The organism is Serratia sp. FDAARGOS_506 (assembly GCF_003812745.1).
Classification (GTDB): domain Bacteria; phylum Pseudomonadota; class Gammaproteobacteria; order Enterobacterales; family Enterobacteriaceae; genus Serratia.
This window is the reverse complement of record NZ_CP033831.1, coordinates 2367322-2386101: the sequence shown is the minus strand read 5'-3', so window position 1 is coordinate 2386101 and position 18780 is coordinate 2367322. Positions and strand designations below refer to the sequence as shown.

The following is an 18780-nucleotide window of genomic DNA, read 5'->3' as shown; positions in this document are numbered from 1 at the left end:
TTTGCAGGGACGACAATACAGCGTCACCTGTTACCAACAAACCTTAGAAGAGCAGTTGATCAGCAAGTGGCAGGGGCCGCCAACCACCAAGAAGCCAGCCCCCGCCGTATTCAACATTCCCAACGGAGAGAAGGAAATGCAGAACAGCAGCATTATGGCGTTAGCGCTCGCGCTGTGCAACGCAGAACGAGGTCAAGCGGTTAAAGTACCAGCAATGACAGGAAGCCAGCTTCATTTGCTTATGATGTGGCTACGGGCTTTACAGGAATGATACGAGGGGGCATGATGCCCCCTTTTTTATTGTTAGAGTAATTATCAATCAATAGGATAGGCATCATCAAAACAATCATCACACACCGGATGATCTTGTACATAAGAAGTTGCAGGGTTATCGCAAAATTCACACTGTTCACCTGGTGGTGGTGTAGACTCATCACAAGCTACGCAGTAACCATCTTCTTCGTTGTACTCAGCCCCGCACTCTTCACACGTAATCATACCCATTTCTAATCTCCCATTGCAGTAGGTTTCAACACCTGAGATCACCCAAGGTTAAAAGGGATTATGGGGTTAATGACGTTGTTTCACAATACGGAATAGGTAAACTCACCGGATACCTTACCAATTAAATAAAGGGAATTAGCGCTGTGTCACCATGTACATAGAGGGGGTGTTTAGGCTCACCTGTTGCATTGATTTTAAAGCATTTTGTATCAGCGGGCAGTAAAGCACGTATTGCAGCAGAACGTTGCAAATGCCGTCCCTCATTGCCCCATGCAGCAACCACTACGCCAGCATTAACTACCGTTTCAACTATGTAGAGATCATTATCAGCACCAACCGGATCAGCAGCTTTCATCATCTCAAAGCGGTTTGTATGTACGAATGCAAAGAGGTTAACGATGCGTACACCGCCCATCCCCCACCTTTGAGCAAACGAGATACAGCGCCCAAGCGTGGGATCATCTTGTTCAGCGTCAGCATAAGAAGGGTTCAGACCTATAAAGACCGCATAGGGCTTTGTTTCATCCCAAGTTCTGGCTATCGAATAGCGATACTGTTTGCAATCTGAGAACACTGCGTATTTTAACATTTCCATTTGAATACCTTTGTTTGAGTGGCTCTATTATCCATAACAGGTTTATCAAGTTGCTAAGCGCCAGGCCTCCGTTAATACAAGAAACTTCCGACGGCTTCATGCGTTAGCGACTGCGTACAGCACATCAACCAGCTTCACGGCATCCACATCATTCCAGACCCAATAAGATGGTAACTGATGATGGTTATCGCTATCAGGTTTCCCCAAAACACTCTGAACGATAGCTTGGTGATCTTGCGATGCGGTCACACGCACACTATGTGCCATTTGCATGAAACAAGTTAACCCTTTCAGGTCATCACGTCTGATGTTTTTCTTATGCGTGTCTACGTTCTGGGATGTGACAGTGATCTGCATAGTCTCTTCTCTCTGATGGTTAGGATTAATCTCAGGTTATCCAGAGAGCAGAAAATGTGCAACTAACAGATTTTGGACAATAGCAGCCAATAAGCCCATTGGTGATCGCCTTAAAACATAGCGTTAGCCGCTCGCGCTAATTTAATCTCTGCCTCTTCTTCCTGCTTCTTAGCAAGCCAGGCTTTACCCTCTGGCGTAGCCAGGAATTTACGGGCATGAATTTTACGGTTGTTGCGCTTTGTCGCGGCGCTTTTGGTAGCATTTGCCATGTTCTCACCTCGATTTGCTAATTTTCCTATACGGATCAGTACACTGGAGGCTATCCAAAATTGAGGAACAATGACAAATACAAAACCTTTGGGTAATACATCACCTTTACGTGCCGTGATGGGCACATAAGAGAAAGGGAGCGTAGCGACTTCATTAGAAGTTCCGGCAATGTATCAATAACGTGATTTATCAGGTGATCGTTGTGTTCCGGTGATCGCTACCGTGGCAGAGCCGGATTCTTTCCCGATCCGGTTAGTGTCCCATCATTTACGCCTGTTTATCCATCCATCCCAGCGCCACACAAAGCCCAGAGGCTTACGAATGGATCTGTTATGAACTGCCTGATCTTCGTGTTGCTTCACAGCAAGAATGATCAAGTAGCCCCCGCACGAAGGGGATCACGTTACAGCTTCGTTATCATGTTGTGTGGGCCTGGCTGCCCTATTAGCACGATTCAGTTTTACAAAGCAAGTGATGCTGGTCATGCAAGATTCACATGCTTCTACAGGTTGGACGCTTCGCACACCTGCCCATGCAATGTATACTGATAACCGCCCATACATCACACAGGCGTTTAGACGTGTTAAGGCAAAATCAAAAGTGACGGGGAAAATCACGTAAGCCTTTGATTTTGTTGAAATGGTGCCGATAATAGGAGTCGAACCTACGACCTTCGCATTACGAATGCGCTGCTCTACCAACTGAGCTATATCGGCATTGAGCCGGGCCTGCGGGGCAAGCCGGAAGTGCGTTGAACAAGGTAGACCTGTGCACGAAATGAGTCAATAGCCGCCGGGGCGTTTGGTTGTTTTGCAAGCAGTCGAACTGCCGCGCGTTGTCTTCTCCATAAAAAATCAGGGCGCAGCCTGCTGCGCCCTGACGTCTTTAATAACCGCAATCCGGCCTTAGCTGCGCACCAGATCGTCGCCGTAGCCAATCCACTTGTAGGTGGTCAGCGCGTCCAGGCCCATCGGGCCGCGGGCGTGCAGTTTCTGGGTGCTTACCGCCACTTCCGCGCCCAGGCCGAACTGGCCGCCGTCGGTGAAGCGGGTGCTGGCGTTGACGTACACCGCCGAGGAGTCCACCGCGCGCACGAAGTGCTCGGCGCTGCTCAGCGAGCGGGTGAGGATCGCGTCGGAGTGGTTAGTGCCGTGGGTGCGGATATGGTCGATAGCCTGATCGATATCGTCCACCAGCAGCACGTTCAGATCCAGCGACAGCCATTCGTCGTCGTAATCTTCCGCGTTCACCGGCACCACCGTCGCCGGGCCGCCCTGCAGCAGCGGCAGCGCGTTTTCCGCCGCGTGCAGCGTCACGCCCGCCGCCGCCATTTTGGCGCTCAGCGCCGGCAGGAACTCGGTGGCAATGCTGCGGTTCACCAACAGCGTCTCCAGCGAGTTACAGGCGCTCGGGCGCTGAATCTTGGCGTTTTCAATCACCGTCAGCGCCTTGTCGAAGTCGACGTCGGCATCCACGTAGGTGTGGCACACGCCGATGCCGCCGGTGATCACCGGGATGGTCGATTGCTCGCGGCACAGCTTGTGCAGGCCGGCGCCGCCGCGCGGGATCAGCATGTCGACATAGCGATCCAGGCGCAGCAGTTCGTTCACCAATGCGCGATCCGGGCTGTCGATCGCCTGCACCGCCGCCGCCGGCAAGCCGCACTGTTCCAGCGCCTGCTGGATCACTTTCACCGTCGCCTGGTTGGTGTTGTGCGTCTCTTTACCGCCGCGCAGGATCACCGCGTTGCCGGTTTTCAGGCACAGGCTGGCGACGTCAATGGTGACGTTCGGCCGCGCCTCGTAAATCACACCGATCACGCCGAGCGGCACCCGCCGACGTTCCAGCTTCAGCCCGCTGTCCAGCAGGTTGCCGTCCAGCACGTGGCCGACCGGATCGTTCAGGCGGCACACCTGGCGCACGTCGTTGGCGATCGCCGCCAGCCGCGCCGGGGTCAACAGCAGGCGATCGAGCAGCGCTTCGCTCATGCCGGTAGCGCGCGCCTGCACCATGTCTTGTTCGTTCGCCAGCAGGATCGCTTCGCTGTTGGCTTCCAGCATGTCGGCCATCACCGACAGCACCTGATTCTTCTTCGCCGTGCTCAGCACCGCCAGCTGCCAGGAGGCCTGCTTGGCGGCCTTCCCCATCTGCTCCAGCATGCTCACTCCTTAACTGACAATCATATCGTCGCGGTGCACTGCCACCGGACCGTATTCATAACCGAGGATTTCAGTGATTTCCTGCGAGTGGTGCCCGGCGATCATGCGCATTGCGTCACTGTTGTAGCGGCTGACACCGTGCGCCAGATCGCGCCCCGCCAGGTTGCGGATGCGGATCACTTCGCCGCGCGAGAAGTCGCCCTTCACTTCGCGAATGCCCTTCGGCAGCAGTGAGCTGCCGCGCGCCATCATCGCTTCCACCGCGCCGTCGTCGACGGTGATCTCACCGGCCGGCGGCGCGCCGAAGATCCAGCGTTTGCGGTTTTCCAGCGGGGTTTCCAGCGCGTGGAAACGGGTGCCCACCGGTTTGCCTTCGATCACATCCGCCACTACGCCCGGCTTACTGCCCGCGGCGATCACCACATCGATACCGGCGCGGCAGGCCACGTCGGCCGCCTGCAGCTTGGTGCCCATGCCGCCGGTGCCCAGACCGGAAACGCTGTCGCCGGCGATGGCGCGCAGCGCGTCGTCGATGCCGTGCACTTCACGGATCAGTTCGGCCTGCGGGTTGTTGCGCGGATCGGCGGTGTAGAGGCCCTGCTGATCGGTCAGCAGCAGCAGTTTGTCAGCCCCGGCCAGAATGGCCGCCAGCGCCGACAGGTTATCGTTGTCGCCCACCTTGATTTCGGCGGTGGCGACGGCGTCGTTCTCATTGATTACCGGCACGATGCGGTTGTCCAGCAGCGCCGTCATGGTGTCACGTGCGTTGAGGAAGCGCTCGCGGTCTTCCAGATCGGCGCGCGTCAGCAGCATCTGCCCGACGTGGATGCCGTAGATGGAGAACAACTGTTCCCACAGCTGGATCAGCCGGCTCTGCCCCACCGCCGCCAGCAGCTGCTTGGAGGCAATGGTGGCGGGCAGCTCGGGGTAGCCCAGGTGTTCGCGCCCGGCGGCGATGGCGCCGGAGGTGACGATGACGATGCGGTGGCCCGCAGCGTGTTGCTGCGCGCACTGGCGCACCAATTCGACAATGTGGGCGCGGTTCAGACGCAGCGATCCGCCGGTCAACACGCTGGTGCCCAATTTCACAACCAATGTCTGGCTGCCGTTCATAGTATTTCTGCCGTGTGTAATGATGAGAAGAAGAGTGCAAAGGTCTTTGTAACAGGAGAGACGCGTTATGCCAACAGGCACAACGCGAAATCAGCACAATACGTGGTCAAACGGGGTCAGGCGGAGAGTTTGATCAGTTTTTCTTTGAAATCGTCGGCGGGTTCCAGCCCCAGTTCCATGGTCGCCAGCAGCTCGCCCAGGCGGCGATGGAAGTCGCGCAGGGTGTCTTCCAGCTTGGCACTCACTTCATCATCCTTAATGTTTTGCGCCGTCCAATCGCCATCCTTGTCGAACAGACCGAATTGGTACGAATAGGTGAAGCGCGCCTCTTCCGCCTGCAGCTCCATCCACCAGCCCCAGAACTCGCGCTTCTCCGGAGCGGGCTTTACATTGACGCAGACGGCCAAACAATCAAAGAAAAAACGGTCGTTTTCACATTGCCCTTCACGCAGGTACGGCCCCAAGCTGGCAAAACGTTTCATTAGTCGGCTTTTAGGGTGACCACTCGGTAACGTCATTCTCTAACCTCCTCAATGTAGACCACTCTTTTTAACAAACTGTTAAAATTTAGCAACTAATTAACGCATTTTGTCCTTCAGCCAGCCGGACATCTGCTGCAACGCCCGGTGGAAGCTGTCGTAAACCGGGGTGCGTGGGATGGCGACCAGCTTACCGCTCACCGAAGAGGTGACGATCAGCTGCGACTCTTCTTTCGGGCTGAGCGTGTCGCGCTCCCAGTAGCCGGAGATCATCGGCGTCGGGCAGCGGCGTCCCAGCAGCCCCTGCATTTTCAGCGAGTAGCTGTTCAGCTCCACCTTCAGCACGTTGTCCGAGGCGTTAGCCATGCCCATGCGGCTGGCCAACACGTCCATATACATGTCCGGTACGTTCAGCTGGGTGCTGCTGTCACACAGCAGACGATGCACCACCGGCCCCAGGCAGGCTACGCCACGCAGCCGCTGCGGTTCCAGATAGGCCAGCCGCACCGCCACGTTGGCACCGAAGCGGAAGCCGAAGGCGCTCACCCGCTGATGGTCCACCCACGGTACCGAGGCCAGCTGGATCAGCACTTGCTGATGCAGGTAGCTGGAGTCCTGCGTCAGCTTCCATTTGCAGGAAGAGCCGATAGACGGCATGTCGAGCGTCAGCATGGCGATACCGTGCGGCGCCAGGTAGTCGCGGAACAGACGGTGGTAGTCGGTCTGCAGCGTGTCGAGGCTGCCGCACATCAGCACCGTCGGGAACGGCGCCTCACCCTTCTCCGGCATGTGCAGGAAGCCGGTGACGCTGCCGCCGCCTTCGATGCGGAACTCCAGCTCTTTCAGTTGATACGGCAGCAGCAGCGCCGCCTCTTCGTACGCACGGTTGGCGAGCATCTCCGCCTGCTCGGCCAGCTCGTCACCCTTCAGGTGCGGGTAACCGGCGATGCTGTACAGGCTCGCGGCCTTCAGCCAATACTCGCCGCCGCGCAGCGGGTCCTGCTGCTCCGTCGCCCGCTGCTGCCACTGCATGCCTTGGTGGATCCACTCATAGATCCAGTTGCCGTTGCGGTAGCCCACCACGGTATCCAGCCGCTGCGGATTGCTGCGCTCGGCGTCCGAGGCGGCGATGCGCGCCAGCACTTCGTGGATTTCGATCGGGCTGACGCCGCGCCAGGCCCACAGCAGCGGATTCAGCATGCGGTACCAGCTGCCGGTTGTGTCGCCTTCCAACGCGGAATGCATGGCAGCACTCACGTTGTTGCGCGCGCGCAGCACCAGCGTCGAGGTTTCAGGGTGTTTGAATTTGGGCTTGAAAAGAATTTCAGAAAGGTTGGCCTGTGCCATGGTAACAACAGCCTCCGTAAATCTGGCGATAGGCCGCAAAAGGCCTACTTAACTGGAGGTAGTGTACCTAACTCTGGCGGGATTAACCAAGATAACGCAAACGCCCGGCATAACCGGGCGTTTGGCTGGAACTGGCTGGGCTTAGCGACCGCCGATAGGGGGAACGAAGCTGACACCCATGTCCCACGGCTGTTCGATCCAGGTATCCTGCGGGATGTCGACCTCGTAGTCGTCCACCAGCGGACGGCCCGCCGGCTTGGCGAAGATGGTGACGAAATGCGCTTTCGGGTACATATCGCGGATCGCTTTCGCGGTGCCGCCGGTATCCACCAGGTCGTCCACCACGATGAAACCTTCACCGTCGCCTTCGGCGCGCTTGAGCACTTTCATTTCGCGCTGGTTGTCATGGTCGTAGCTGGAAATGCAGACGGTATCCACGTGGCGGATGCCCAGTTCGCGCGCCAGCAGAGCCGCCGGCACCAGGCCGCCGCGGCTTACGGCAATGATGCCCGTCCATTTGTCGGCAGGCAGCAGGCGGTGCGCCAGCTTGCGTGCGTGCATTTGCAGCATATCCCAGGTAACAACGTATTTTTCGCTCATAGAATCGTGTCCCAGCCGGCGGTGAGGCGGCTTACTTTATAGTTCAGGGGAAAAAAGGTTGCGCGAGATTATAGAGACTGGCCGCGTTGAATTCCAGTTGTACCGAGGAAAACCTCGCGATTTCCGCCGCGCGGCTTTTCGGTGATTGATGCTGAAAAAGCGAGCGTTCCCGCAGCGAAGCCGTGTGATCAAGCGCTTAAACCGCACAATACGGGGCGCGCACCGCCGGAAATAAAGTGATATTCTCTGATGATCGTGCCACGACGCACAGATGCCCACTCACCTTAACCGCGCGGCACGCCCGTCCTGTCGGAGCCTGCCGCCACAGGAGACTTATAGTGTCTGAATTGTCTCAGCTTTCGCCACAGCCGCTGTGGGATATTTTCGCCAAGATTTGCTCTATCCCGCACCCTTCTTATCATGAAGAAGCGCTGGCGCAGCACATCCTCACTTGGGCCAAAGAAAAGAACCTGCACGCCGAGCGCGATCAGGTCGGCAATATCCTGCTGCGCAAGCCGGCCACCAAAGGCATGGAAAATCGCAAGCCGGTCGCGCTGCAGGCGCACCTGGACATGGTGCCGCAAAAGAATAACGACACCGTGCACGACTTCGCCAAGGATCCGATCCAGCCTTATATCGCCGGCGAGTGGGTGAAAGCACGCGGCACCACGCTGGGCGCCGACAACGGCATCGGCATGGCCTCCGCCCTGGCGGTGCTGGCCGACGACAGCGTTGAGCACGGCCCGCTGGAAGTGCTGCTGACCATGACCGAAGAGGCCGGCATGGACGGCGCCTTCGGGCTGCAGCCGAACTGGCTGCAGGCGGACATCCTGATCAATACCGATTCCGAAGAAGAAGGCGAAATCTACATGGGTTGCGCCGGCGGTATCGACTTCATCACTACCCTGCCGCTGCAGCGCGAAGCGGTGCCGGCCGGTTACCAAACCCTGAAGCTGACCCTCAAGGGCCTGAAAGGCGGCCACTCCGGCGCCGAGATCCACGTCGGGCTGGGCAACGCCAATAAACTGCTGGCGCGCTTCCTGTTCGCCCATGCGGCGGCGCTGAATCTGCGTGTGCTGGATCTGAACGGCGGCACCCTGCGCAACGCCATTCCGCGTGAAGCCTCCGCAGTGATTGCGGTGCCCGCGGACAAGGCCGACGCCCTGAAAGCGCTGAGCCAGGAATTCCTGGCGGTGCTGCAGAACGAACTCTCCGCCAAAGAGAAGAACATCACCGTGCTGCTGGAGCCGACCACCAGCGCGTCACAGGCGCTGACCGCCGACAGCCAGCAGCGTTTCCTGGCACTGCTGAACGGCACGCCGAACGGCGTGATCCGCATGAGCGACGCGGTAAAAGGCGTGGTGGAAACCTCGCTGAACGTCGGCGTGGTCACCACCAGCGAAAACGAAGCGGAAATCATCTGCCTGATCCGCTCCCTGATCGACAGCGGCAAAGACTACGTGGTCGAGATGCTGACCGCGCTGGGCCAGCTGGCCGGCGCCAAGGTAGCGCCGAAGGGCGGCTACCCGGGCTGGCAGCCGGACGCCGACTCGCCGGTAATGCACCTGGTGCGCGAGCTGTATCAGGATCTGTTCAACAAGACGCCAAACATCATGGTGATCCACGCCGGTCTGGAATGCGGTCTGTTTAAAAAACCGTATCCAAATATGGACATGGTATCGATCGGGCCAACCATCACCGGCCCGCACTCGCCGGATGAGCAGGTGCATATCGAAAGCGTCTCTCTGTACTGGAAGCTGCTGACCTCGCTGCTGAAAGCGATCCCTGAGCGCGCGTAATCTGCACGCTTAATGCAAAAAGCCGGCGACCGCCGGCTTTTTCATTCCCAAGGCAGCGCCAGCTGCCGCTCCAGCTGCGGATCGAGCAGCGTCACGTGCAGCCCCACCAGCCGCACTCCGCGCCCTTCGCGCCGCTCGCGCCACGCCTGCCGCGCCACCTCCAGCAAATCCTGCCGGTTCAGCACCGGAAATACGTGCTCCTGGGTGGTTTGCTGGAAATCCTGAAACTTCAGCTTTACGCCCTGCCTGGCGATGTGCAGATCCGGCTTCACCTTGCGCAGCCGCATCTCCAGCTCGGGATAGAGTTTGTCGATAATCAGCGTTTCGCAGTCTTCCCAGTCGTGAATATCTTCCGCCAGTGTGCGCTCCACCCCCACCGATTTGCGCAGCCGCTCCGCTGAGATTTCGCGCCGATCTATGCCCTGACACCGCTCCCACAGCACCCGGCCGAACTTGCCGAAGCGCTTGAGCAGCTGCGCCAGATCATATTGCTGCACGTCGGCGCAGGTGATAAGCCCCACCTCTTCCAGGCGCTTGGCGGTCACCTTGCCGACGCCGGGGATCTTGCTGAGCGGCAGCTGCTGCAAAAACGCCGGCACCTGCGCCGGCGTGATCACGTATTGCCCGTTCGGCTTGTTCATCTCGGAGGCGATTTTGGCGAGAAACTTGATCGGCGCGACGCCGGCCGAGGCGGTGAGGTTCAGTTCGTCGGCGATCGCCTGGCGGATCTCCTGGGCGATCAGCGTCGCCGAGCCATTGCATTGCGGGCTGTCTGTCACGTCGAGATAGGCTTCATCGAGCGACAGCGGCTCGATCAGCGGGGTATAGCGGGCGAAGATTTCGCGGATGTGCAGCGAGGCCTCTTTGTAGGCCGCCATGCGCCCCGGCAACAGGGTAAGATGCGGGCACAGCTTGAGCGCCATCGCCGTGGACATGGCGCTGTGCACGCCGTAGCGCCGCGCCGGGTAGTTGGCGGTGCTGATCACCCCGCGCCGATCGGCACTGCCGCCAATCGCCAGCGGGATATCGCGCAGGCTGGGATCGTCGCGCATTTCCACCGCCGCGAAGAAGCAGTCCATATCGACATGAATGATTTTACGCATCGCACCCTCCAGTAACACTGTATAAGTATACAGTCACATACCGAAAGCTCAAGGCCGCAGGGTTCGACGAAAGCACCGTTTCCGCCAGATATTTCCGCGTTGTTAAAAAAGCTTAATTTTTCAATAGTATGATTTCCGCCATCCCGTGCGGCTCACCACAACGATAACGACAAGGTACCCTACATGATCAGATTTTCTTATTTGCTGCTGGCTTCCGCGCTGTCGCTGAGCGCGCTGGCGGCCAGCGCCGCCGGTCACGCGCCGGCGATCGTCGCCCACCGCGGCGGCACCGCCGATGCGCCGGAGAACACCCGCATCGCCATCGAAACCGCGCTGAAAAACGGCGCCGACGCCATCTGGATCACCCTGCAAGAATCCAAAGACGGCGTCATCGTGCTGTATCGCCCTTCGGATCTGAAAGCGTTGACTAACCGGCAGGGCCCGGTTTCTGCCTATACCGCAGCGCAGCTGGCCGAGACCGACGCCGGCTGGGCCTTCGCCAGGGGGGATGAGCACCCGTTCCGCAGCCAGGGCATCGGCATTCCGCGGCTGGACGAGGTGTTGAAGGCCTTCCCGCGCGTGACTTTCTATCTGGACATCAAATCCCCGGACGCCGACCCGGCGCAGTTTGGCCAGGCGCTGCTGGCGACGCTGGAAAGCACCGACAGCCTGAACCGCATCCGCGTCTACTCCACCGACGCCAAATACCTGCAGGCGCTGCCGCCGGCCATCCCGCGCTTCGAAAGCCGCGACGAGACCCGCACGCTGCTGGCCAATATCACTATGGCGCATCAGTGCGACGTCAAGCCGGATAACCGGCAGCCGCGCTGGTACGGGCTGGAACTGAAGCGCGAGGTGGAAGTGGTGGAGAAATATACCCTCGGTGAAGGGCGTTCGAAGGCGTTTCTGACCTGGGATAAAGAGTCGATGGACTGCTTCCGCTCGCAGGGCCCGGCGCACATCATCCTGTTCGGCGTCAACTCACCGCAGGAGTATCAGCAGGCGCTGGCGCTGGGCGCCGACGGCGTGATGGTCAACTCACCGGCCGAGGCGAAAAACTTCCGCAAGGCGAAGTAAAAAACCCGGCCAAGGCCGGGTTTTCGCTATAGCTATAGAATACGGTGCTTTTCCAGCTGCTCGCGCCGCTGTGCCGCTTTGGCTTCACGCTTTTTGCGCGCATCGCAGGGCTCCGGGCAGTCGCAGACTTTCTCCATCCCCAATGCGGTGATGCCGCCGCAGCTGCCCTGCAGGCTTTTGCGCTTGAACACGTAACCCAGCGACATCCCGCCGACGATCAGCAGGAACAACACGAAGGTGGCGGCGAATACCGTCAGCATAGCAACCTCACGAACTCTTTTTCAGATAGGGTTTGAACGCGTCCGAATAACGCTCCTCAAACCCGTCGGCGGTTTTCACGATCATGAACACCGGGATACCGAGCAGATTGGCCAGCGCCAGGCCGCGCTCCGGCCCCATCACGTTCAGGCCGGTGGACAGACCGTCGGCGGTCATACAGGTCGGGCTCAGCACGGTGATCGACACCAGGCGGTGGTTGATCGGCCGGCCGGTGATAGGATCGATGGTGTGCGAATAGCGCACCCCGTCCTGCTCGAAGTAGTTGCGATAGTCACCCGAGGTGGCGATCGACATCTCCCCTGGCTGGATCACCAACTGCGCCTGCTGCTGCGCACCGGCGGTCGGGCGCTCGATGGCGATGCGCCACGGCTTTTGCTCGCCGTTGCGCCCGCGGGTGCGGACTTCACCACCGATGTCCACCATGTAATTTTGCACATGTTGCGATTGCAGATACTCCGCCACCACGTCCACGCCGTATCCTTTGGCGATCGACGACAGATCGACATACAGCTCGGGGATACTTTTCACCAGCGCGCTGCCCTGCACCGTCAGTTTATCGGCGCCGGTCCAGGCGCGGCGGTGCGCCAGCTCCGCCTCGCTCGGCACTTTGTCCGGCCGCCCTTCCGGGCCGAAGCCCCACAGGTTGACCAGCGGCCCGACGGTCACGTCCAGCGCGCCATCGGTCACGCGGTTGATGCGCAACGCTTCGCGCACTACCACGGCGGTCGCCGGCGAAACCGGGAACGGCCGGTCAATATCGCGGCTGGCGTTGAAGCGGCTCAACTCGGAGTCCGGTCGGTAGGTGGACATCTGGTCGTTCACCTGTTCCAGCCGTTTGTCGATCTCCGCCTGCATCTCGCGCGCCGACGGCGTGTCGTCGCCGGTCACGTAACGGATCGAATACGAGGTGCCCATGGTTTTACCCGTCAGATCCACCTGTTCCGGCCCGCAGCCGGTCAGCAGCAGGGTGGCGCTCAGCGCCACGCCCGTCAGCCAGTTCTTCATCGCCAATGCGCGCATTTAGCCACCAAAGTCATCCAGCATGATGTTTTCGTCTTCGACGCCCAGATCTTTCAGCATCTTGATCACCGCAGCGTTCATCATCGGCGGCCCGCACATGTAAAACTCGCAGTCCTCCGGCGCCGGGTGGTTCTTCAGATAGTTCTCCAGCAGAACATTATGGATAAAGCCGGTGTAGCCGGTCCAGTTATCTTCCGGCTGCGGATCCGACAGCGCCACATGCCAGGTGAAGTTTTCGTTCTCCGCCTGCAGCTGGTTGAAGTCGTCTTCATAGAACATCTCGCGCAGCGAACGCGCGCCGTACCAGAAAGTGATCTTGCGCTTCGAGTTCAGGCGCTTGAGCTGATCGAAGATGTGCGAACGCATCGGCGCCATGCCCGCGCCGCCGCCGATAAAGATCATTTCGGCGTCGGTTTCCTTGGCGAAGAATTCGCCGAACGGCCCGGAGATAGTCACCTTGTCGCCCGGCTTCAGCGACCAGATATAGGAAGACATGATGCCCGGCGGCACGTCCGGATTGTTCGGCGGCGGCGTGGCGATACGCACGTTGAGCATGATGATGCCCTTCTCTTCCGGGTAGTTGGCCATCGAGTAGGCGCGCACCGTGGTGTCGTTCACCGTCGAACGGTAGCGGAACAGGTTGAATTTGTCCCAGTCGCCGCGATACTCCTGCGGCACGTCGAAGTCGGCATAGCTGATATCGTGCGCCGGCGCTTCGATCTGGATGAAGCCGCCCGCGCGGAACGGCACGTCTTCGCCGTCGGGGATCTTCAGCTTCAGCTCTTTGATAAAGGTGGCTTTGTTATCATTGGAGATAACCTCGCACTCCCATTTCTTCACGCCGAAAATCTCTTCCGGTAGCTCGATCTTCAGGTTTTGCTTCACGTTCACCTGGCACGCCAGGCGGCAACCCTCTTTCGCTTCGCGCTTGTTGATGTGCGAAAGCTCGGTCGGCAGGATATCGCCGCCGCCCTCTTTGATCACCACCCGGCACTGGCCACAGGAGCCGCCGCCGCCGCAGGCCGAGGAGACGAAGATCCCCTGGCTGGAGAGCACGTTGAGCAGTTTGTCGCCCGCCGGCGCATGGAAGCTCTTATCCAGATCGCCGTTGATCTCCACCGCGATGTCGCCGGTATTCACCAGCTTTGACTTGGCGAACAGGATCAGCAACACCAGCACCATCACAATGGCGGTGAACATGGCTACGCCTAAAATAATTTCCATAAATTCTTCCCGCCTTTACAACTGAACACCGGAGAAGGACATGAAGCCCAGCGCCATCAGTCCGGTGGTGATAAAGGTAATGCCCAGGCCGCGCAATCCCGCCGGCACGTTGGCATACTTGAGTTTTTCGCGGATCCCCGCCATGGCGACGATCGCCAGCATCCAGCCGGTGCCGGAACCGATGCCGTACACCACCGATTCGGCGAAGTTGTAGTCGCGCTGTACCATGAAGGACACGCCGCCGAAGATGGCGCAGTTCACGGTGATGAGCGGCAGGAAGATGCCGAGCGCGTTGTACAGCGACGGGAAGAAGCGATCGAGGATCATCTCCAGAATCTGCACCAGCGCGGCGATCACGCCGATGAAGGTGATGAAGTTGAGGAAGCTCAGATCAACGCCTTCCACCAGCGCGCCGTCGCGCAGGATCAGGTTGTAGACCAGGTTGTTCACCGGCACCGAAATGCCGAGGACGATGGTCACCGCGATGCCCAGGCCAAAGGCGGTCGACACCTTCTTCGAGACCGCCAGGAAGGTACACATCCCGAGGAAGAACGCCAGCGCCATGTTCTCAACGAACACCGCGCGCACAAACAGGCTGATATAGTGTTCCATCGGCCTTTACTCCTTTTCGATCTGCGCCGGCTTCAAGGTGCGCAGCACCCAGATCAGCAGGCCGATGATGAAGAACGCACTCGGTGCCAGCAGGAACAGGCCGTTCGGCTGATACCAGCCGCCGTTCTGCACCGTTTCCAGCACCGGGACGCCGAACAGCTTGCCGGAGCCAATCAGCTCGCGCAGGAAACCGACCAGCACCAGGATCACCCCGTAGCCCAGCCCGTTGCCGATGCCGTCCATAAAACTCTCGATCGGCGGCGACTTCATGGCGTAAGCCTCGGCGCGCCCCATCACGATACAGTTGGTGATGATCAGGCCGACGAACACCGACAGCTGCTTGGAGATCTCGAACGCATAGGCGCGCAACAGCTGATCGACCACGATCACCAGCGAGGCGATGATCGCCATCTGTACGATGATACGCACGCTGTTGGGAATATGGTGACGGATCAGTGAGATGAAGAAGCTGGAGAACGCCGTGACCAGCGTCACCGCAATGGTCATCACCACCGCCGTCTCCAGCTTGGTGGTCACCGCCAGCGCAGAACAAACGCCTAACACCTGCAGGGCGATCGGGTTATTGTCGAACAGCGGCCCCAGCAGGACCCGCTTTATCTCTTTGGAATCAGCCATTTTTCAGCGCTCCTTCACGAACTTTTTTCAGGAACGGGCCGAAGCCGTGCTCGCCCAACCAGAAATCAAACGTATGCTGCACGCCGTTGGAGGTCAGCGTGGCGCCGGACAGGCCGTCCACCCCGTGCACATCCCCCTGACGCGCGCCGCCTTTCACCACGCGGATCGCCGGCTGGCCGTTGTCGTCGAACAGCTGCTTGCCGACCCACTGCTGGCGCCAGGACGGGTTCTCGACCTCACCGCCCAGCCCCGGGGTTTCCCCCTGGTCGTAGTAGGTGATGCCTTTGACCGTATTGCCGTCGTTATCCAGCGCCACGAAAGCGTACATCATCGACCACAGGCCGGTGCCGTATACCGGCAGCACAATCTTGTTCACCTGGCCGCTTTCATCGCGCACCAGGTAGATTTCCGCCTGGTTGCTGCGGCGCTTGATGCCGGCCGGATCGTCGCCCGCCGCCAGCGCCACGCTTTTGGCGTCGTCGCGCAGCGCGGCGCCCAGATCGAACGCCGCCTTGCCGGCGACAAACTCGCCGCTGTTCAGATCCACCAGGCGCGGTTCGATGCGTTCGCTGTAAAGACTCTTGACCTGCTCGCTCTCCATTTTCGGCTGCAACAGGCCGGCTACGTCGAGAATATTGCGCTGCTTGTCGAGCAGCTTTTGCTCCTGCTGTTTGGACTTCAGGCCGACGGCGGAGCCCGCCACCACCACGGAACACACCAGACACAGCAGCAGTACTACCAGCAGCGTTTTACCGATGCCGTCGTTTTTCGCTTCATTCGCCACGGGCTTTTCTCCGCTTGATGTTGGCCTGCACCACCAGATAATCGAACAGCGGTGCGAACAGGTTGGCGAACAGGATCGCCAGCATCATGCCTTCCGGATAGGCGGGGTTGACCACCCGGATCAGCACGCACATCACGCCGATCAGAATGCCGTACCACCATTTCCCCTTGTTGGTGAAGGAGGCGGAAACCGGGTCGGTCGCCATAAAGATCATGCCGAAGGCGAAACCGCCCAGCACCAGATGCCAATACCACGGCATGGCGAACATCGGGTTGGTATCGGAACCGATAGCGTTGAACAACAGGGCGGAAGCCACCATGCCAAGCATCACGCCGGCGACGATGCGCCAGGAGGCCACGCGGCCGAACAGAATAATCGCCCCGCCGATCAGGATCATTAGCGTGGAGACTTCACCGATGGAGCCGGGGATGTTGCCCAGGAAAGCGTCCATCCAGCTGATGGACTGACCGGTGGCCACGTTGCTCAGGCTGTGCGCCCCGCCGGCACTCCACTGCGCCAGCGGCGTCGCGCCGGAGAAACCGTCAGCAGAGGTCCACACCAGATCGCCGGAGATCTGCGCCGGATAGGCGAAGAACAGGAAGGCGCGGCCGGCCAGCGCCGGGTTGAGGAAGTTGCGCCCGGTGCCGCCAAAGATCTCTTTGGCCACCACCACGCCGAAGGTGATACCCAGCGCGGCCTGCCACAGCGGCAAGGTCGGCGGCACGATCAGCGCGAACAAGATAGAGGTGACGAAGAAGCCTTCGTTCACCTCATGCTTGCGGATAATGGCGAACAGCACTTCCCAAAAGCCGCCGACGACAAACACCACGGCGTAGATCGGCAGGAAGTAACAGGCGCCCAGCACCATCTTGCTGATCCAGCCGGCGTCGGCCGCCAGCGAGGCGCCGAGCCACTGCGCCAGGCGATAATGCCAGTCGCCCGCCAGCACCTGTTGCAGCTCGTCGCCGCTGTACAGATGGTGCAACGCCGGGATCGCCTGCTGGCCGACGTTGTACATGCCCCAGAACATCGCCGGGAATACCGCCAGCCACACCAGGATCATCATGCGTTTCAAATCGATGGCGTCGCGCACGTGCGAAGCGCCGCGCGTCACCGTGCCGGGGGTATAAAACACCGTGGTGGTCGCTTCATACAGCGGATACCACTTTTCCAGTTTGCCGCCCGGCGTGAAGTGATGCTCTATCTTCTCAAAATAATTCTTCAGGCCCATCGGTTATCCTTCCTGCTCAATCTTGGTCAGCACCTCGCGCAGCACCGGCGCGTACTCATACTTGCCGGGGCAAACGAAGGTGCACAGCGCCAGATCTTCCTCGTCCAGTTCCAGGCAACCCAACGCCTGCGCGCTGTCGCTGTCGCCCGCCAGCAGATCGCGCAGCAGCAGCGTCGGCAAAATATCCAGCGGCATCACCCGCTCGTAGTTGCCGATCGGCACCATGGCGCGCTCGCCGCCGTGGGTGGTGGTCGAGAAGGCGAACAGTTTGTTCTTCAGGAAGTGACCCAGCGTAGTGCGGGTAATGGAGAACTTGTTCGGCGAAGGCACGATCCAACCGAACAGCTCTTTGTCGCGCCCTTCTTCCAGCACCGACACCTGCGAGTGGAAGCGGCCGAGCCAGGCGTTCGGCCCGGCGGCGTGCATGCCGTTCAACACCGAACCGGAGATCACTCGGTTCTCGCCGTTTTTCAGGCGGCCGGCGGTCAGCTCATCGAGGCTGGCGCCCAGGCGGGTGCGCAGCAGCGCCGGCTGCACCACCTGCGGCCCGGCCAGCGCCACGACCCGGCGGGTATCGAGCTTACCGGTGGTGAACAGCGTGCCGATGGCGATGACGTCCTGGTAGCCGATGTGCCAAACGGTTTTCTTCAGGCTGACCGGTTCAAGAAAGTGAATGTGGGTACCCACCAGCCCGGCGGGATGCGGGCCGGCGAATTCGCTGTAGGCGATCTGCGGGCTGCTCTGCTGGCCAACGGAGGCGCCGGCAGCGTGGCACACGTGCACCTTGCCCGCCGTCAGGCGCGCCAACACCACCAGCCCGGCGTTGAACGCCGCCTGCTGTTCGGCGATGATCACCTGCGGATCGGCAGCCAACGGTTGGGTATCCATTGCGGTGACGAAAATGGCGCGCGCTTCGCTGCCGGGACTCGGCGTTTTGCTGAACGGACGGGTGCGCAGCGCGGTCCACAGGCCGCTGGCGATCAGTTCGCTCTCGACCTGTTCGCGCGGCAATTGGGTCAATTCACCCGGTGGGTAGTGCGCAAATTCGAGCTGATCGTCGCCGCCGTTTTCCAGCGCAATCACCACCGATTGCAATACGCGCCGCTCGCCGCGGTTAATCGCGGCGATGCGGCCGCTGGCGGGAGCCGTGAAGAAAACCCCGGGGTTTTTCTTATCTTCGAACAACGCCTGGCCTTTCTTAACGGTATCGCCTTCCTGCACCAGCATGGAGGGACGCATTCCGACATACTCTTCCCCAAGCAGGGCGACATGCTGAATGTTCGGGCCATCTTGGATCGCCTGAACCGGAGCCCCGGCTATCGGCAGATCTAACCCTTTTCTGATCTTAATCATAGGATTTATACGATGTAGTTTGATTTACACGTCTGACCGGCCCCAGAGGCGGGTGCTGACGATGCCAGGATTGCCGGGCAGTGCGCATGGCGGCACACCCAACATGAACTTTCTCGCAGTGAAAAATTGGGGTAACGCGCATTCCCTTGATTCCCCCTTTCCGTTGTTTGCGCGGCAGTCGATGTGTTAACGGCATGTAGCTAAATAACCATCGAAACGGCCGGGTTATATGCAATAA

21 protein-coding genes and 1 tRNA gene are annotated in these 18780 nt (G+C 59.6%); 3 read left to right on the top strand and 19 right to left on the bottom strand.

All coding sequences use genetic code 11. The features are described from left to right. Nucleotide 1: 1 nt before the first annotated feature. Nucleotides 2-271: a hypothetical protein gene (locus EGY12_RS11510; protein ID WP_032748138.1), complete on the top strand. Its 270-nt coding sequence runs from the start codon at nt 2-4 to the stop codon at nt 269-271. A gap of 44 nt (nt 272-315) precedes the next feature. On the opposite strand, the gene EGY12_RS11505 is transcribed toward EGY12_RS11510, so the two are convergent. From EGY12_RS11505 to gpt, 10 genes are all read right to left on the bottom strand, one after another. Then, on the bottom strand, nt 316-504 hold the full coding sequence (locus EGY12_RS11505) for a hypothetical protein (protein WP_123893700.1): 189 nt from the start codon (nt 502-504) through the stop codon (nt 316-318). A gap of 121 nt (nt 505-625) precedes the next feature. After that, on the bottom strand, nt 626-1099 hold the full coding sequence (locus EGY12_RS11500) for a DUF1643 domain-containing protein (protein ID WP_077254484.1): 474 nt from the start codon (nt 1097-1099) through the stop codon (nt 626-628). A gap of 96 nt (nt 1100-1195) precedes the next feature. Beyond that, nucleotides 1196-1456, bottom strand: coding sequence for a hypothetical protein (locus EGY12_RS11495; RefSeq protein ID WP_032748139.1), 261 nt, complete (start codon nt 1454-1456; stop codon nt 1196-1198). A gap of 110 nt (nt 1457-1566) precedes the next feature. Beyond that, nucleotides 1567-1725 carry a hypothetical protein gene (locus EGY12_RS23350; protein ID WP_162934431.1) on the bottom strand — a complete coding sequence of 53 codons (159 nt, stop codon included), beginning with the start codon at nt 1723-1725 and terminating at the stop codon, nt 1567-1569. Nucleotides 1726-2366: 641 nt separating this feature from the next. Continuing rightward, nucleotides 2367-2442 (bottom strand) — tRNA-Thr (locus EGY12_RS11490). Between the two features lie 189 nt (nt 2443-2631). Beyond that, nucleotides 2632-3885, bottom strand: a complete 1254-nt coding sequence (gene proA, locus EGY12_RS11485; RefSeq protein ID WP_172962917.1) for a glutamate-5-semialdehyde dehydrogenase — start codon at nt 3883-3885, stop codon at nt 2632-2634. Nucleotides 3886-3894: 9 nt separating this feature from the next. Beyond that, on the bottom strand, nt 3895-4998 hold the full coding sequence (gene proB, locus EGY12_RS11480; RefSeq protein ID WP_033634090.1) for a glutamate 5-kinase: 1104 nt from the start codon (nt 4996-4998) through the stop codon (nt 3895-3897). A 116-nt stretch (nt 4999-5114) separates the two neighbouring features. Then, a complete protein-coding gene (crl, locus tag EGY12_RS11475; protein WP_123893695.1) occupies nt 5115-5516 on the bottom strand; it encodes a sigma factor-binding protein Crl in 402 nt (133 codons plus the stop codon). Between the two features lie 60 nt (nt 5517-5576). Next, nucleotides 5577-6824, bottom strand: coding sequence for an esterase FrsA (gene frsA / locus EGY12_RS11470; RefSeq protein WP_123893693.1), 1248 nt, complete (start codon nt 6822-6824; stop codon nt 5577-5579). A gap of 141 nt (nt 6825-6965) precedes the next feature. Next, nucleotides 6966-7424, bottom strand: coding sequence for a xanthine phosphoribosyltransferase (gene gpt / locus EGY12_RS11465; RefSeq protein ID WP_123893691.1), 459 nt, complete (start codon nt 7422-7424; stop codon nt 6966-6968). Nucleotides 7425-7762: 338 nt separating this feature from the next. Between gpt and pepD the strand changes: the two genes are divergently transcribed. Next, complete coding sequence (pepD, locus tag EGY12_RS11460) at nt 7763-9223, top strand: beta-Ala-His dipeptidase (RefSeq protein WP_123893689.1); 1461 nt, start codon at nt 7763-7765, stop codon at nt 9221-9223. A gap of 41 nt (nt 9224-9264) precedes the next feature. Here the strand turns inward: pepD and dinB are convergent, their stop codons facing one another. Continuing rightward, a complete protein-coding gene (gene dinB, locus EGY12_RS11455) occupies nt 9265-10326 on the bottom strand; it encodes a DNA polymerase IV (RefSeq protein ID WP_033641978.1) in 1062 nt (353 codons plus the stop codon). 183 nt (nt 10327-10509) lie between these two features. On the opposite strand from dinB, the gene EGY12_RS11450 reads away from it, so the two are divergent. Then, nucleotides 10510-11403 carry a glycerophosphodiester phosphodiesterase family protein gene (locus tag EGY12_RS11450; protein ID WP_123893687.1) on the top strand — a complete coding sequence of 298 codons (894 nt, stop codon included), beginning with the start codon at nt 10510-10512 and terminating at the stop codon, nt 11401-11403. Between the two features lie 32 nt (nt 11404-11435). On the opposite strand, the gene nqrM is transcribed toward EGY12_RS11450, so the two are convergent. Genes nqrM through EGY12_RS11410 form a run of 8 tightly spaced genes read right to left on the bottom strand, consistent with a single transcriptional unit; the run spans nt 11436 to nt 18542 of the window. After that, entirely contained in the window at nt 11436-11663 is a 228-nt protein-coding gene (nqrM, locus tag EGY12_RS11445; RefSeq protein WP_016928987.1) for a (Na+)-NQR maturation NqrM, read from the bottom strand. A gap of 7 nt (nt 11664-11670) precedes the next feature. Further along, nucleotides 11671-12702, bottom strand: coding sequence for an FAD:protein FMN transferase (locus EGY12_RS11440; protein ID WP_123893685.1), 1032 nt, complete (start codon nt 12700-12702; stop codon nt 11671-11673). Beyond that, entirely contained in the window at nt 12703-13926 is a 1224-nt protein-coding gene (gene nqrF, locus EGY12_RS11435; protein WP_123893683.1) for an NADH:ubiquinone reductase (Na(+)-transporting) subunit F, read from the bottom strand. A gap of 15 nt (nt 13927-13941) precedes the next feature. After that, nucleotides 13942-14538, bottom strand: coding sequence for an NADH:ubiquinone reductase (Na(+)-transporting) subunit E (nqrE, locus tag EGY12_RS11430; RefSeq protein ID WP_015376732.1), 597 nt, complete (start codon nt 14536-14538; stop codon nt 13942-13944). Nucleotides 14539-14544: 6 nt separating this feature from the next. Beyond that, nucleotides 14545-15174, bottom strand: a complete 630-nt coding sequence (locus EGY12_RS11425; protein WP_004930232.1) for an NADH:ubiquinone reductase (Na(+)-transporting) subunit D — start codon at nt 15172-15174, stop codon at nt 14545-14547. After that, a complete protein-coding gene (locus EGY12_RS11420) occupies nt 15167-15958 on the bottom strand; it encodes a Na(+)-translocating NADH-quinone reductase subunit C (RefSeq protein WP_123893681.1) in 792 nt (263 codons plus the stop codon). The genes EGY12_RS11425 and EGY12_RS11420 overlap by 8 nt, the downstream gene beginning before the upstream one ends. After that, the gene (locus EGY12_RS11415; RefSeq protein WP_123893678.1) at nt 15948-17189 is read right to left on the bottom strand and encodes an NADH:ubiquinone reductase (Na(+)-transporting) subunit B; all 1242 of its coding nucleotides are present in this window, start codon (nt 17187-17189) and stop codon (nt 15948-15950) included. Before EGY12_RS11415 ends, EGY12_RS11420 begins: the two co-directional genes overlap by 11 nt. 3 nt (nt 17190-17192) lie before the next feature. Then, nucleotides 17193-18542, bottom strand: coding sequence for a Na(+)-translocating NADH-quinone reductase subunit A (locus EGY12_RS11410; RefSeq protein ID WP_123893677.1), 1350 nt, complete (start codon nt 18540-18542; stop codon nt 17193-17195). Nucleotides 18543-18780 lie beyond the last annotated feature (238 nt).

Coding starts and splice junctions, on each gene's coding strand:
- dinB (WP_033641978.1), bottom strand. CDS start 10,326: ATGCGTAAAATCATTCATGTCGATATGGACTGCTTCTTCGCGGCGGTG.
- EGY12_RS11415 (WP_123893678.1), bottom strand. CDS start 17,189: ATGGGCCTGAAGAATTATTTTGAGAAGATAGAGCATCACTTCACGCCG.
- EGY12_RS11495 (WP_032748139.1), bottom strand. CDS start 1,456: ATGCAGATCACTGTCACATCCCAGAACGTAGACACGCATAAGAAAAAC.
- EGY12_RS11425 (WP_004930232.1), bottom strand. CDS start 15,174: ATGGCTGATTCCAAAGAGATAAAGCGGGTCCTGCTGGGGCCGCTGTTC.
- EGY12_RS11450 (WP_123893687.1), top strand. CDS start 10,510: ATGATCAGATTTTCTTATTTGCTGCTGGCTTCCGCGCTGTCGCTGAGC.
- proB (WP_033634090.1), bottom strand. CDS start 4,998: ATGAACGGCAGCCAGACATTGGTTGTGAAATTGGGCACCAGCGTGTTG.
- EGY12_RS11410 (WP_123893677.1), bottom strand. CDS start 18,542: ATGATTAAGATCAGAAAAGGGTTAGATCTGCCGATAGCCGGGGCTCCG.
- nqrF (WP_123893683.1), bottom strand. CDS start 13,926: ATGGAAATTATTTTAGGCGTAGCCATGTTCACCGCCATTGTGATGGTG.
- EGY12_RS23350 (WP_162934431.1), bottom strand. CDS start 1,725: ATGGCAAATGCTACCAAAAGCGCCGCGACAAAGCGCAACAACCGTAAA.
- EGY12_RS11440 (WP_123893685.1), bottom strand. CDS start 12,702: ATGCGCGCATTGGCGATGAAGAACTGGCTGACGGGCGTGGCGCTGAGC.
- crl (WP_123893695.1), bottom strand. CDS start 5,516: ATGACGTTACCGAGTGGTCACCCTAAAAGCCGACTAATGAAACGTTTT.
- EGY12_RS11500 (WP_077254484.1), bottom strand. CDS start 1,099: ATGGAAATGTTAAAATACGCAGTGTTCTCAGATTGCAAACAGTATCGC.
- proA (WP_172962917.1), bottom strand. CDS start 3,885: ATGCTGGAGCAGATGGGGAAGGCCGCCAAGCAGGCCTCCTGGCAGCTG.
- EGY12_RS11505 (WP_123893700.1), bottom strand. CDS start 504: ATGGGTATGATTACGTGTGAAGAGTGCGGGGCTGAGTACAACGAAGAA.
- frsA (WP_123893693.1), bottom strand. CDS start 6,824: ATGGCACAGGCCAACCTTTCTGAAATTCTTTTCAAGCCCAAATTCAAA.
- nqrE (WP_015376732.1), bottom strand. CDS start 14,538: ATGGAACACTATATCAGCCTGTTTGTGCGCGCGGTGTTCGTTGAGAAC.
- nqrM (WP_016928987.1), bottom strand. CDS start 11,663: ATGCTGACGGTATTCGCCGCCACCTTCGTGTTGTTCCTGCTGATCGTC.
- gpt (WP_123893691.1), bottom strand. CDS start 7,424: ATGAGCGAAAAATACGTTGTTACCTGGGATATGCTGCAAATGCACGCA.